Origin of the sequence: Phosphitispora sp. TUW77 (assembly GCF_048453025.1) — a bacterium.
Lineage (GTDB): Bacteria > Bacillota > Thermincolia > Thermincolales > UBA2595 > Phosphitispora.
In genome coordinates, this window is the sequence record NZ_CP156677.1 from 1,044,695 (window position 1) to 1,058,251 (window position 13,557).

The 13,557-nt window shown below is 46.5% G+C and carries 12 protein-coding genes; 11 read left to right on the forward strand and 1 reads right to left on the reverse strand.

The window, feature by feature from the left end; genetic code table 11:
- Positions 1-20 precede the first annotated feature (20 nt).
- Complete coding sequence (locus tag ABFY19_RS04730) at positions 21-1,112, reverse strand: hypothetical protein (RefSeq protein ID WP_418792099.1); 1,092 nt, start codon at positions 1,110-1,112, stop codon at positions 21-23.
- Between the two features lie 184 nt (positions 1,113-1,296).
- Here ABFY19_RS04730 and ABFY19_RS04735 point away from each other — a divergent pair, with 184 nt between their 5' ends.
- The 11 genes from ABFY19_RS04735 to ABFY19_RS04785 all read left to right on the forward strand — a co-directional run bounded on the left by ABFY19_RS04735 (position 1,297) and on the right by ABFY19_RS04785 (position 13,407).
- Positions 1,297-1,746, forward strand: a complete 450-nt coding sequence (locus ABFY19_RS04735) for a hypothetical protein (protein WP_418792100.1) — start codon at positions 1,297-1,299, stop codon at positions 1,744-1,746.
- Positions 1,739-3,493 (forward strand): UbiD family decarboxylase, encoded by a 1,755-nt coding sequence (locus ABFY19_RS04740; protein WP_418792533.1) that lies wholly within the window; start codon positions 1,739-1,741, stop codon positions 3,491-3,493. The genes ABFY19_RS04735 and ABFY19_RS04740 overlap by 8 nt, the downstream gene beginning before the upstream one ends.
- Positions 3,494-3,621: 128 nt before the next feature.
- Positions 3,622-3,903, forward strand: a complete 282-nt coding sequence (locus tag ABFY19_RS04745; RefSeq protein WP_418792101.1) for a hypothetical protein — start codon at positions 3,622-3,624, stop codon at positions 3,901-3,903.
- A gap of 336 nt (positions 3,904-4,239) precedes the next feature.
- Positions 4,240-4,809 carry a 4Fe-4S dicluster domain-containing protein gene (locus ABFY19_RS04750; RefSeq protein ID WP_418792102.1) on the forward strand — a complete coding sequence of 190 codons (570 nt, stop codon included), beginning with the start codon at positions 4,240-4,242 and terminating at the stop codon, positions 4,807-4,809.
- Positions 4,806-5,663, forward strand: a complete 858-nt coding sequence (locus ABFY19_RS04755; RefSeq protein WP_418792103.1) for a CoB--CoM heterodisulfide reductase iron-sulfur subunit B family protein — start codon at positions 4,806-4,808, stop codon at positions 5,661-5,663. The genes ABFY19_RS04750 and ABFY19_RS04755 overlap by 4 nt, the downstream gene beginning before the upstream one ends.
- Positions 5,664-5,683: 20 nt before the next feature.
- Positions 5,684-10,138 carry an FAD-dependent oxidoreductase gene (locus ABFY19_RS04760; RefSeq protein WP_418792104.1) on the forward strand — a complete coding sequence of 1,485 codons (4,455 nt, stop codon included), beginning with the start codon at positions 5,684-5,686 and terminating at the stop codon, positions 10,136-10,138.
- Between the two features lie 72 nt (positions 10,139-10,210).
- Positions 10,211-10,651 carry a hydrogenase iron-sulfur subunit gene (locus tag ABFY19_RS04765; protein WP_418792105.1) on the forward strand — a complete coding sequence of 147 codons (441 nt, stop codon included), beginning with the start codon at positions 10,211-10,213 and terminating at the stop codon, positions 10,649-10,651.
- Between the two features lie 17 nt (positions 10,652-10,668).
- On the forward strand, positions 10,669-11,340 hold the full coding sequence (locus tag ABFY19_RS04770; RefSeq protein ID WP_418792106.1) for a methylenetetrahydrofolate reductase C-terminal domain-containing protein: 672 nt from the start codon (positions 10,669-10,671) through the stop codon (positions 11,338-11,340).
- Positions 11,333-12,280: a methylenetetrahydrofolate reductase gene (locus ABFY19_RS04775; RefSeq protein ID WP_418792107.1), complete on the forward strand. Its 948-nt coding sequence runs from the start codon at positions 11,333-11,335 to the stop codon at positions 12,278-12,280. Before ABFY19_RS04770 ends, ABFY19_RS04775 begins: the two co-directional genes overlap by 8 nt.
- A 53-nt stretch (positions 12,281-12,333) precedes the next feature.
- On the forward strand, positions 12,334-12,609 hold the full coding sequence (locus ABFY19_RS04780) for a hypothetical protein (protein ID WP_418792108.1): 276 nt from the start codon (positions 12,334-12,336) through the stop codon (positions 12,607-12,609).
- 192 nt (positions 12,610-12,801) lie between these two features.
- Positions 12,802-13,407 (forward strand): hypothetical protein, encoded by a 606-nt coding sequence (locus tag ABFY19_RS04785; protein WP_418792109.1) that lies wholly within the window; start codon positions 12,802-12,804, stop codon positions 13,405-13,407.
- Positions 13,408-13,557 lie beyond the last annotated feature (150 nt).

The following is a 13,557-nucleotide window of genomic DNA, read 5'->3' on the forward strand; positions in this document are numbered from 1 at the left end:
CGATATGGGCTGCTGTACGTTTATATAGTTAAATCCACCTGCTGGACGGTTCCAACTGTACTGTTTTCTTTCACAAATATTCCCGTCTTGCAGACTTGGCCTAAGGTCTCGTTAGTTTGGTTTTTGAGGGTAAAAAGGGTTTCAATATTTCCGAGATACAAAGCGCCAATCCCTTTTTCACCCAGAGCAAATAGGGTATCATTTCCTTCCGCATCTTTTGTCCATATACGGAGTTTGTCAAAAACAGAGTCATTTTCATCTATCCATCCATTGCCATCCTCATCATAAGCAGCCAATTCCTGAAAACCATTGCCGGTTTCAGGTCCAAACAGTTCCTTGCCATTATTGATGATGCCGTCATTATTTCGGTCAAGCGCCAGGAAACCGCTCCCTGGATTGACAAAGGAAACCTGGTCATTAGTGCCGTTGACATCCAGGTCAAAACTGAACTTTGTAGCAGTCAGTTCTGCAGCTGTCCCGCTGAAATTAATTACCAGTGGGTCAATTTTTTTGGCATCACCGGCACGGATACTGATATTTTGTTCTTGCAGAAAAGACCTGCTCATGGTTAAATCAACTGAGAATTTAATCTCTCTGCCGTCTGCCGTATTTATAACTCCGGCAGCCGAAAATGATGTTGTTTCTGATTCCTGGTATTTTTCATGGGATTCATATATCATTCCCCAGCCCTGACCGGACGAAGAATCTGCCGGGTTGCTGCCGGGAGGCGGGTTTTGCGGGCTGCCGCTGATTTTGTCCTGACATTCTTTCAAAAAACAAGGGATTTTAATTTTTATTTTTTTGCCTGTCATTACTTGAATCAGTTTTTCGATAAGAGTGACTTTGAGTTTGTCTTCTTCAGACAGCAGGTCTTCGGGATTGCTGCTGCTTTCTTTAGGACACGCTGCTTTTGCTTGCTGTGATATGTCTACCGTATCCTGAACTGGGTCGGGGAGCGGCATGGGAACTGAATTTTCTTCCCTTATGAGGGCTTGGGCACTGTGGGGGTTCCGGCTGTTGCCAGCCCAGACCCTCAGGCTTTCACTGTGTTCATATTTTTCTGTGTAAGTCCGGCTGCTGAACATGGTGATACTGCTGTTTTCAATTTTCATAACATTACTCCTCCCTGAGTTTTTTGTTTCCGCTAAATCCATTTTGCGGATAATTAATTGGTATATTCTTCTTATCGGGAAATTCAAAAAAAACTTTAGATAATAAGATTTTGCAGGGATAACAATAAATTTGTAGAATATTTTCCGGGAATAATCAGATATAAAGAATAACCGGGGTGATTATATGAATCCTGATGAAGTTAAAGTGACCTACGGGGAAGCAAGGTATAGGATTGAAATATCATCGGTCATTACCACAGACGGTATTTCGATAACTATTACCGGTGGTGAAAAGCCTCATGTCGGCGGGGTAGCCTTGAGTGTTCCGCGCACAAGCCTTGGTGGCGGGAAAGTTTCCTGTGATACCTGGGTTATACCGGTGCCGGGTCATAAAGATACTGAAGTTGCTGTGCCTGTTGCCGAAATGATTTGCAGAGAAACCCGCAGGACAGTTTCTGTTGCTGCCGGGATTCATATTGACAGGGCTGAGGAAAGGGAGATTCGGATATTGGTGGAAAACAGTTTGGCGGCTGCCAGGCTGCTGATGGAACAAATTGACCAGCTTTGCGAAGAACAGGAAGCTTGCGAAGACCAGGATGGCCGGTCTGATAATGAGGAGAATGATGATGCATAAAAATCTGAGGAGTTTTCTGGAAACACTTAAAAAGGAAAAACAAATTATTGAGGTAAATGCCGAGGTTGATCCATATCTGGAGCTTGCGGAGATTCACCGCAGGGTCATAGAGGAGGAAGGCCCGGCATTGCTGTTTACAAATGTTAGGGGCAGTAAATTTCCTGTTGTGACCAATCTTTTCGGTACGCGTCACAGGGTTGAACTGGCCATGGGGCCAAAGCCGCAGGAAATCCTGAAAAAGGTATCAGGGGCTATGGACAGACTGCTGCCGCCGAAGCTTAAGAACCTCTGGGGCGAACGTGACTGGCTTTTGAGTATTGCCAAAAGCGGGTTCAATCAGGTTAGCCGTGATAAGGCCCCGGTTTTGCAGCAGAAGCAGGCTGAAGTAAACCTTGGAGAGCTGCCTGTACTGACGAGTTGGCAGGATGATGGGGGGCCATTTGTTACCCTGCCCTTGGTTTATACAGAACATCCCCTGAATAGGGAACATAACCTGGGAATGTACAGGATTCAAATATTTTCCAAAAACCAGACCGGGATGCACTGGCAGATACATAAAGGGGGCGGGTTCCATTATCATGAGGCGGAAAAGCTGGACCGGCCGCTTCCGGTAACCCTGTTTTTAGGAGGGCCTCCGGCTCTGGTTATATCAGCTATAACAGCTCTGCCTGAACCACTGCCGGAGTTGATTTATACTTCATTTCTAATGGGAGAAAAACTGGATATGACAGAGGTGGAAGGACATGCTCACAGGCTGATAGCAGAAGCTGAGTTTGCAATTTGTGGGGAGGTTCCGCCACATGAACGAAGACCGGAAGGACCTTTTGGGGACCATTACGGATACTATTCACTGACACATGATTTCCCGGTATTTAATGTTAAACAGGTCTATCATCGCCGGGATGCCATTTACCCGGCTACAGTGGTGGGAAAACCGCGGCAGGAAGATTATTATATCGCAGAATGGATGCAGGACCTTCTGGCACCTATGTTTCCGATGCTGATGCCAGGAGTAAAATATATCTGGGCATATGGCGAGTCGGGGGTCCATTCCCTGGCGGCTACCATTGTCAGAGAAAGTTATTTTCGGGAAGCACTGGCCCATGCTTTCAGGATACTTGGCGAAGGCCAACTCAGCCTGACTAAATTCCTTATGGTAACAGATGTGGTACTTGACCTTAAGGATTTCCCCAGCCTGCTGGAAAATATCCTGAGGCGTTTTAATCCTGCCCGTGACCTTATCATAATTGATGATACGGCAATGGATACACTTGATTATACAGGGCGCCGTTTTAACCGGGGAAGTAAGGCGATAATGCTGGGACTGGGTGACCCGGTTCGGGACATTTCCGGTGAATACACCGGGGGACCGGTTCCGGGCATAAATGTAGTCAAGCCCTATTGCGGTGGATGCTTGATGCTTTCAGGCAAGTCTTTTGAAGATGCCCCTGGTTTGGCGGAAGAACTGGTTAGGAATTCCCGCCCGCAATTGGAAGAGTGGCCCCTTGTGGTTCTGGTTGACAATGCTTCCGGGATTAGGGACCAGACCATGTTCCTGTGGACGGTTTTTACGCGGTTTGACCCCGCTTGGGATATATATGCCGATTATCAGGTTCGGAACAACAAAATTAGGTATGAGGGACCTGTTGTGATTGATGCCCGGATGAAACCACAGTACCCCGCAGAAGTTGTTCCCAGAGAAGATATCGTAAAAAAAGTTTCTGAGCGCTGGGACGAATTGTTTTAGAAAAATAGCATAACTCTCCTACCCCCTGCCAACTTGTCCAATACAGGCTAAAGTTGGCATTGTTTTTGCATATTATAAAAGGTAAATGGCGAAAACGAAAATGCAAACACAGGAAAGGGGGATTTAGTATGAGTGTACTCGTAGATTACAAATTAATCGATGACCATGTACATCATGAACCTCCGGGGGAGTATGGTAAAAATATTGAACCATTGGTAATAATGATTAAAGTAGTGGAACCGGGGCGCGGCTATCAGGGCTTTACCACTACACATTTCTGGTGCCGGACCTGCAAGGAAAAATATGTGGTTGCAGATACCAGGATGTGCGACTGTGGTATGATAATGTGTGTTAGCTGCTGGGCGGAATGGGAAGAAACGTGCCCGATATGTGATGCAATACAGAGATGATATCTCGAAATAACCACCAATTCCTTTGTGGGACTTAAAACACTGGTTTAAAAGACCGGTGTTTTTGATTTTTTCCCTTCTTTGAGACACCTGAAACAGTGAAACAAAATTGGGACAGTTATGGAACAACATTGACACAAGCTCAGACAATTGTGCTACAGAATGACACAGTATGGGACGGTTGAAGTTTTGATAAATGAAAAAAAATATGCATAAACTCCTTTTTTTTAAATTGAAAAATTGCCAAATATTTTTTTTGGCAAGGTATTTGCATTAACTATATATCAAAAGTATATATAAAAAGTAGATTTCAAAAGAAAAGAAAGGAGGGCTAATATGGAAGGCGGCAATTTAGTCGAAACTGCGGTTTTTCAGGCTTCTGAAAATCTTCTCAGTCTTATTGAACTGGAAAGTCAGCAGCCGGTCAGTCGCTGTTACCAATGCAAGAAGTGTTCTGCAGGGTGTCCGGTGGGGAGTATGACTGACCTCAGTACCAGCGCACTTATCAGGATGGTTCAGCTGGGAGATATTGAAATGGTTTTGAACAGCAACCGCCTGTGGCTGTGTCTATCTTGTAAGACCTGCCAGGCACGTTGTCCCAACGGTATTGACGCATCAGTCGTCACTGATGTCCTTAAGACCTTGGTAATGAAACAAGGAAGGACGCCGGGAGAAAATCGGATTCCCATATTTTACAGGTCATTTATGGATTCGGTTAAGATGACCGGCAGGCTTTACGAGTTGGGAATGATTGGGCTTTTCAAAATGAGGAGTGGCGCATACATGGAGGATATGAGGCTGGGAATTAAAATGCTGAGACGCGGTAAGTTAAAGTTTCTTCCCGAAAGAGTTAAAAACAAGAATCAGATTAAGGCTATTTTTCAGAAAGGTGGGGAGGCAAAGTGAAAGTAGGTTATTATCCGGGGTGTTCGCTACATTCAACTGCGGCTGATTATGGATTGTCAACTGAGGCCGTTTGCCGGAAAATGAACATAGATCTGGCTGAAATTCCGGACTGGAATTGCTGTGGCGCTACCCCGGCTCATTCAACCAGCGATTTTCTGGCAAAAGCCCTCCCATTAAGAAACCTTATCATTGCGGAAGGCAGTGGTCTGGACCTGGTAGTACCGTGTACCGGGTGCTACAATGTCTGTCGCCAAACACACGGATTTATCAACAGGGGCTCTTCAAAGGCTATGGATATGAACAGCAAGCTTGCTTCAGTGATGGGCAAAAGATATGAAGGAAAAATAAGGATTATGCATCTCCTGGAGTTTTTTTCTCAGGATGCTGTAAAAGCAGAACTGAGGAATAGAGTGGTTAAGCCATTAAACGGCCTGAAGGTGGTTCCGTATTACGGGTGTCTTTTGCTTAGACCTGCAGCTGATGTGGCTTTTGATGACCCTGAGCAGCCACAGGCACTTGACCGGCTTTTGGAAATGCTGGGTGCTGAGGTAAGGCCCTGGTCATATAAGATGGACTGTTGCGGCGGCAGTTTTGCAATTGCCAGGTCTGATGTGGTTACCGATCTGACAGCAGAACTGGTAAAACAAGCCCGCAAGGCCGGGGCTGAGGCTATGGTTACCGCATGCCCGCTCTGCCAGGCGAATATTGATACAAGGCAGGCTGAAGCGGGGATGCCTATTGTTTATTTTACTGAGATGATTGCCACAGCAATGGGAATGCCTGGTCAGGACCGCTGGCTGAGCAAACACATCATAGACCCCAGACCTGCACTTAAGAACCATAAATTGATATAAATGACGGGTGGTGAGATTTGATGAATGAGAAAAATGTTGTTGGAGCTTCTATGGTGGTTGGCGGCGGGATTGCCGGGATGCAGGCTGCACTTGATTTGGCTAATGGCGGGTATATGGTTCACCTGGTTACTAACCAGCCTTCCATAGGGGGGAAAATGGCCCAGCTAGACAAGACATTTCCGACTAATGAATGTTCCATGTGTCTTCTTGGGCCGAAGATGACAGATGTCTTGAATCACCAAAATATTGAGATACATACATGTACTGATGTTACAAAGGTATCAGGAGATGCAGGAAACTTTAAAGTCAGCCTTAAAGGGGCACCCAGATATGTGGATGTAAATGAGTGTACCGCGTGCGGGGATTGTGAGCAGGTGTGCCCTGTTTCCATGCCTGACCTGTTTAATGAAGGAAAAAGTGAACGCAAGGCAATTCACCGGATGTTTCCACAGGCGGTCCCAAACAGGTACCTGATTGAAAAGGCTGGAACTTCACCGTGCCGCAATGTCTGCCCCTCAGGGATAAATGTCCACGGTTATGTAGCCCTTGCTGCCCAAGGCAAGTTTAAGGAAGCCTGGGAACTTATCAGGCAGGAAATACCGTTTCCCATTATCTGTGGTACGGTATGCCACCATCCCTGTGAGGCCGCGTGCCAGAGGGGGAAGGTTGATGAGCCTGTGGCGATAAGCCGGATTAAGCGTTTTGTTGGACACTATATGCTTGACCATCTTGATGAAGTAAGTCTGGAGACTACTGAAAAACGTGATGAAAAAATAGCTATTGTAGGTTCCGGTCCCGCAGGACTTACCTGTGCGTATCACCTGGCTCGCAGGGGTTACCGGGTTACAGTTTTTGAGGCTCTTCCCGTTATCGGGGGAATGATGCGGGTGGGTATCCCTGAGTACAGGCTGCCGAAACAGATGGTGAATGCTGAAATCGATTTGATAACTAAACAGGGTGTGGAAATTAAGACAAATACACCTATAGGAAAAGACCTTTCGGTAAATATGTTGTTTGGCCAGGGCTATAAGGCGGTATTTCTCGGGATTGGGGCCCACCAGCCTGACAGGCTGGGAATTCCCGGTGAGGATAAGGAAGCGGTACATCATGGTGTTGCCTTCCTCAGGGAGGTCAGCCTTGGTCAAAGAAATAAAATGGGACGCCGTGTAGCAGTTATCGGCGGGGGCAATACTGCTATGGATGCTGCCAGGACCGCGCTTCGGCTTGGTGCTGAGGAAGTCACTATACTTTACCGGCGTGCCGAGGAAGATATGACGGCCCTTCCTGAAGAAATCCATGAAGCCAGGGAAGAGGGCATCAATTTAATGTGTTATGTGTCACCGGTTGAAATATTGGGTGGCAGCCGGGTGGAGAATGTGAAGTTCATCCGTAATGAAATGGGGGAGCCGGATTCCTCCGGCCGCAGGCGGCCGGTTCCGATAAAAGGTTCAGAGTTTACCTTGGGCCTTGATGATATTATTATTGCAGTCAGCCAGGCACCTTCAGAGTCATTTTTTGCCGACCATGACCACACAGTTGGCAGGAACGGAAGGAATATCAGGATTGACCAGGTTACACTGGAAACTAATATTCCCGGTGTTTTTGCCGGCGGTGATGCGGTTACCGGGCCGGCAACTCTGATAGAAGCAGCGGCAGCAGGTAAAGAGGCTGCTGAATCCATTGACCGTTATATCAATGGAAGTGACCTCCGGAAGGACAGGGAATCTAAGGAAAAGCTTCCTGAGGCAATTAAATCTCTTGAGGAACTGGCCAACATTCCTAAAAAGCCCCGGATTATTCCTGATAAGATTGGTATTATTGAACGAAAAAGGACATTCCAGGAAGTTGTCCTGGCATATACTTCTGAAATGGCTATGGCAGAGGCTGGGAGATGCCTTAACTGTGGTGTGTGCTGTGAGTGTTACCAGTGTGTTACGGCCTGTAAGAAGAATGCTGTGCTGCATGAGGATACCGGATATGAGGAGACAGTTGAAGTAGGTTCCATGATCCTGGCCCCCGGTTTTGACATTTATGATGCCGGTCTCCGGGGAGAGTACGGGTATGGTTATTATAAAAACGTAATCACATCAATGGACTTTGAACGCCTGCTCAGTTCTACCGGCCCGTCACAGGGCCATATTGTAAGGCCTTCAGATCATAAACCGCCTAAAAAAGTTGCCTTTATACAATGTGTGGGCTCCCGGGACTGTGAGCGCGGTTCGGAATACTGTTCTTCAATATGCTGTATGTATTCTACCAAAGAGGCCATTATTGCCAGGGAACACGATGCTAATATTGAACCTGTCATTTTTTACTTGGATATGAGGTCTTATGGGAAGAACTTTGACAAATATGTCAGCTCTGCGGTTAATACAGGTGTACGGTATGAAAGGGCCATGATATCCAGTCTTAAGGAAGACCCGGATACCCGGAACCTTTCCCTCAAATACATGAAAGGTGAAGAAATTGTTACAGAGGAGTTTGAGATGGTGGTCCTGGCAGTTGGTGTCAGGCCTCCGGCAGATGCGGAAAAACTGGCTGCAGCCACAGGTATCAGAACCAATGAGTATGGCTTTGCCTGGACCGATTCCCTGGACCCGACCAGGTCATCCAAGAGCGGAATATATGTTGCCGGTGGATTCCAGGGCCCCCGGGATATCCCCGAAACTGTAATGAATGCGAGCGCCGCCGCGGCTTCTGCGGCTATTGACATGGCCCCGGCAAGAGGACAAATGATTAGGTCTAAAAAGTACCCTCCGGAGCGGGATGTCAGCGGAGAAGAGCCGCGGGTCGGTGTATTCATCTGCCGCTGCGGGCTCAATATTGCCTCTGTGGTAGATGTGCCTGCAGTCCTGGAATATACCAAGAGCCTGCCTAATGTAACTTATTGTGAAGAAAACCTTTATACATGTTCTCAGGACACTGTTAACCTGATACAGAATACCATCATTGAACAGAACCTCAATAGGGTTGTTGTTGCTTCCTGTACTATCCGTACTCACCAGCCACTATTCAGGGAAGCGCTCAGGGATGCAGGGCTTAACCAATTCCTGTTTGAAATGGCCAATATCAGGGACCAGTGTTCCTGGGTTCACCGGGCATTCCCTGCAGAAGCCACGGAAAAGGCTAAGGACCTGGTCAGGATGGCTGTCAGAAAAGTGCTGACCCATGAGGAACTGCACCTGCATCCTGTACCTGTTATCCCTAAAGCACTGGTACTTGGGGGCGGTATTTCGGGGATGACAGCGGCTTTGAGCCTGGCAGCCCAAGGGTTTGAGTCTTACTTGGTGGAGAGGGGTCAGGTCCTTGGGGGCAACTTAACATATCTATATACTACTGCTGAGGGGAGAAATCTGCAGGAATTCCTTAGCAATACTGTGACCAAGGTAAGGGAAAACTCGCTGATCAACATATATACTAATGCAACATTGGAGGATTTAAGCGGCCATCAGGGGCATTTTACATCAACCATCTCTCAGGGTAAAAGCGGTGAAAGCCCGGTAAGGAACACTTTAAGGATTGAACATGGTGTTCTTATTGTGGCCACTGGAGGCAGGGAAGCCCCTCCTGATAACAAATATGCTTATGGCACGACTGACCGTATTGTTACGGTCAGAGAACTTGAGGCTAATCTTAATAAAGGGTTAACAGACCCGCAGAAGATAAAGGAAGCAGTTTTTATCCAATGTGCTTCCGCAGGTGATGAGGAGATTCTCAAATATTGCAGCCGTACTTGTTGTACCCAGTCAGTCAAAAACGCCATCCGTATCAAAGAGGAGAATCCTGCTGCCCGGGTTTACATCTTGTACAGAGATATCAGGACATATGGCTTCTATGAACAGTATTACAAGCGGGCCAGAGAAATGGGGGTTTGTTTTGTACATTATACTGGGTCCGGAAGGCCGGAAGTGCTTCCGCAGCAGGATGGCAGTCTAAAAATAGAAGTCTATGACCCTGATTCCGGATATTTCTTACCCCTTGCCCCTGATTTGGTTGCCCTGGCTACGGGAATCAGCCCTGCTGCAGGTTCAGAAGCCCTGGGTACGATGCTGAAAGTACCGCGGAATGAGGATGGATTCTTTGTTGAGACACACGCTAAGCTGGGGCCGATGGATTTCCCTTCAGCAGGACTGTTCCTGTGCGGGCTGGCCCATTCCCCCAAAAACGTTGCTGAAAGCATTTATCAGGCCCAGGGTGCTGTTGCCAGGGCATGCACTATCCTTGCTCAGTCACATCTGATGGTAGGGGGAGTAGTGGCAGCAGTGGTAAAACCGGAACGTTGTGCCGCATGCCTTACCTGTGTAAGGGTATGTCCATATGGTGTACCAATAATCAATAAGGACATGGTTGTTGAGATAGACCCGGTTCAATGTCATGGCTGTGGCACGTGTGTAGGGGAGTGCCCTGGGAAAGCGCTGCAGCTGCTTCACTATAAGGATGATCAGATGATAGAAAAGATACATGGTGTAATTTAGAGCAAGACAGCTTATAGAAAATAAATATTGAAAGTAAATATGGAAAGTAAATATGGAAAGAGGGTGTATTTGATGAGTGATTTTCAGCCTAAAATAGTTGCCTTTTGCTGTTACTATTGTGCATACTCTGCGGCTGACCTGGCTGGTTCAATGCGCCTGCAGTACCCTCCGACAGTAAGGATGATAGAACAGCCCTGTTCCGGCAGGATTGATATCCAGCTTATCTTGCAGGCTTTTGAGGATGGCGCTGATGGTGTATATGTGGCCGGATGTCTCGAAGGTGACTGTCATTTCCTGAAAGGCAATTACCGGGCCAAACTGAGGGTGGCTCAGGCTAAGAAGATTCTTGACGATGTGGGTATTGGCGGAGAACGAGTAGAAATGTATAACCTTTCAGGTTCGATGGGACCAAGGTTTGCGGAAATTGCCCATGAAATGCACGAGAAAATTAAAAAACTCGGCCCTAGCCCATTGAACCGTAAAGTTGAATGTTTAGCTGCCGGTCAACAATAAAGAAAGAGGTGATGACAATGATTATTGCCGAACAAAAACCGTTTGAGGAAATTGCCAAAATGGTGGCTGATTTTGATAAGGTACTGCTCCTAGGGTGTAATGAATGTGTTACGGTATGTCTTGCGGGAGGAGAAAAAGAGGTAGGTGTCCTGGCAACTTCTCTGCGGCTGCAAAGGAAACAGGGGAATCGACCGGTAACGACACTGGAGGAAACGGTAACCCGGCAGTGTGAGTGGGAGTACTTGGACCAGGTGGAGAAACTGGCTGAAGAGGCTGATTGCATCATTTCTTTGGCTTGTGGAGTGGGGGTCCAGTTTGTGGCGGAACGTTTCCCTGACAAATGGGTTATTCCTGCATTAAACACCAAGAGTGCAGGCGGTTCGGTGAAACACGGCATATGGGAAGAACGCTGCGGGCTGTGCGGGGAATGTGTTTTATATAAAACCGGGGGAGTATGTCCGGTGGCCAGGTGCTCCAAGAGGATACTTAACGGGCCCTGCGGTGGTTCACAGAACGGTAAGTGTGAGGTAAAAGATGTTGATTGCATCTGGGACCAGATATATAAACGGATGGCAGTCCTCGGGAGGATGGATGCCCTCATGGAAATTGAGATAGAAAAAGACTGGTCAAAAGCCAGGGATGGCGGACCCCGCAAACTGGTTAGAGAGGATGTGATGATAAGTGAATGAAAATAAATCACGCCTGCAGACATTGTTTGAACAGGGTGAGTTTGTTGTTACCGGTGAAATCGGACCACCAAAGTCGGCAAATGGCGGAGGAATCAAAAAACATGCCGAACATCTGAAGGGGTATGTTGATGCTACCAACCTGACTGATAACCAAACGGCAATTGTCCGGCTTTCCAGTATTGCCGCCGGGATGCATGTACTTAAAGCCGGAGTGGAACCAATTGTCCAGATGACCTGCCGGGATCGCAATCGGATTGCTATTCAGAGTGACCTTCTGGGGGCATACAGCCTGGGAATGAAAAATGTACTCTGTCTTACCGGGGATCACCAGTCTTTTGGGAATCATCCCACTGCGGCAAATGTATTTGATTTGGATTCCATCCAACTGATTAGAATGGTGAAAAGGATGAGAGATGAAAAGGTATTTGCCTGTGGTGAGGAAATTAAAAAAGATGAGCCCAAATTCTTTATCGGGGCTGTGGCAAATCCCTTTGCAGACCCGTTTGATGTCAGGGTATACAGGATGGAAAAAAAGATTAATGCCGGGGCCCAGTTTTTCCAGACACAGATAATATTTGATATGGAGCGTTTTGAGAGATGGATGGAGCTGGTAAGGGAACGCGGGCTGCATGAACGTGCTTATATAATGGCAGGAATAATGCCGGTAAAATCGGCTAAAGTGGCCGCATATATGCAGAAATGTGTTTCCGGCATGATTGTTCCGGATGAAATGGTTGCGAGGCTTAAAAAAGCTGAGGACCAGCAGGCTGAAGCCGTAGAAATTTGTGTTGAACAGATAAAGCATATTAGGAACATCAAGGGTGTTAAAGGAGTTCACATAATGGCTGTTGGATGGGAAGAAATCGTGCCCGGAATTGTTGAAAAGGCCGGCCTGCTGCCAAGACCGCAGTCAGGGGGAATTGCCCGGGCAGCGGGATGAAAGTAAAGCCTATACCATTTGAAAAGGCAATAAAAAATTGAGGAGGAAACGGTATGCAAAGACGGGTAGTACATGAACTGCAGACCGCTGAAAACGAACAGGTATCTGACCAGCCTGACAGCCCTTCTCTGCACATTATCAAAAAGAATGTCGAGACTGAGACTAAAGTCGAATGGACTGTCACCGCTTATTACTGGTGTCGGGTATGTAAACAAAAGACACCTGTTACAGAGGCCAAAAGCTGTGACTGTGGCGTGACTATGTGCAATTTATGCTGGGCAGAGTGGGACTTTATCTGCCCAATATGTGAATCGTATACGTCCAGATAGAATAGGGCAATAAAGTTTATTACTAAAAACAGGCCGTGTCTTTTCCGGATAATGGAAGAGAGCGGCCTGTTTTTTCTGTATAGGTGAAGTAAATAATAACAGAGAGGGATATGTGGTATTTATAGCGAAACAAGTAAATAGAGAATAAACCAAATAAGAGTAATATACTAAGACATAATCAAAGGATATAATATGAATCAGAACAGTATTTCTTCCCGCCATACTATGGCAATGTTAGCGGCAACGGTAATATCAAGAATAACTGAACCACTTATATGGCTGCCGTTAATAGTCTGGCTGGTGCTTAGAAAAGTCAGCCTGCCGGCGGACAAAAAAGAGGCTTATTTTTCTGTTTTGCTGTTGTTCGTTTTTGTTATCCCATTCACTTATTTTCTGTACCTTATATTTGTAAAAAAAGAAATTGATATTGATGTTACGCAGAGAAGCAAACGGATCGGTTTTACCCTGAAGTCCATGGTGTCGTTTTCTGTTGCTGTCGGGATAACATTTTTTTTGAGCAGGGAATTGTTTATTATTACCGGTGCAGTATTTTTGGCTACTTTAAGTCTCGTACTGGTAACATTATATTGGAAAATAAGCTTTCACGGCGGACTTAATACTCTCATATACAGTACAGTGAATTACCTGTATGCATGGGAGTATTGGTGGCTTTTTTTGTTCCTGATTCCGATAGGCTGGGCCAGGCTGACCATGCGTAAACATGATTTAAGCCAGTTTGTTGGCGGAGTTTTGTTGAGTGCAGCAATATTTTTTATTATTATCGGCTTATTTTACTAGTTATATTTAAGGCTTCCCCCGCATATTTATTTTTCTGTGATTTGGTAAAACTGGGGAGGGGTGGCCACGAAAAAAACTGGTCTTGTTTTATTTGTCCTGTTAATTTTTTTGCTGCAGTTTTCTTCATCCGTGCAGGCAGCGGATTCTACA

What these genes read in the sequence shown, in the direction of transcription:
- ABFY19_RS04745 (WP_418792101.1), top strand. Translation starts at nt 3,622, where the DNA reads ATGAGTGTACTCGTAGATTACAAATTAATCGATGACCATGTACATCAT.
- ABFY19_RS04750 (WP_418792102.1), top strand. Translation starts at nt 4,240, where the DNA reads ATGGAAGGCGGCAATTTAGTCGAAACTGCGGTTTTTCAGGCTTCTGAA.
- ABFY19_RS04770 (WP_418792106.1), top strand. Translation starts at nt 10,669, where the DNA reads ATGATTATTGCCGAACAAAAACCGTTTGAGGAAATTGCCAAAATGGTG.
- ABFY19_RS04730 (WP_418792099.1), bottom strand. Translation starts at nt 1,112, where the DNA reads ATGAAAATTGAAAACAGCAGTATCACCATGTTCAGCAGCCGGACTTAC.
- ABFY19_RS04765 (WP_418792105.1), top strand. Translation starts at nt 10,211, where the DNA reads ATGAGTGATTTTCAGCCTAAAATAGTTGCCTTTTGCTGTTACTATTGT.
- ABFY19_RS04785 (WP_418792109.1), top strand. Translation starts at nt 12,802, where the DNA reads ATGAATCAGAACAGTATTTCTTCCCGCCATACTATGGCAATGTTAGCG.
- ABFY19_RS04780 (WP_418792108.1), top strand. Translation starts at nt 12,334, where the DNA reads ATGCAAAGACGGGTAGTACATGAACTGCAGACCGCTGAAAACGAACAG.
- ABFY19_RS04740 (WP_418792533.1), top strand. Translation starts at nt 1,739, where the DNA reads ATGCATAAAAATCTGAGGAGTTTTCTGGAAACACTTAAAAAGGAAAAA.
- ABFY19_RS04735 (WP_418792100.1), top strand. Translation starts at nt 1,297, where the DNA reads ATGAATCCTGATGAAGTTAAAGTGACCTACGGGGAAGCAAGGTATAGG.
- ABFY19_RS04760 (WP_418792104.1), top strand. Translation starts at nt 5,684, where the DNA reads ATGAATGAGAAAAATGTTGTTGGAGCTTCTATGGTGGTTGGCGGCGGG.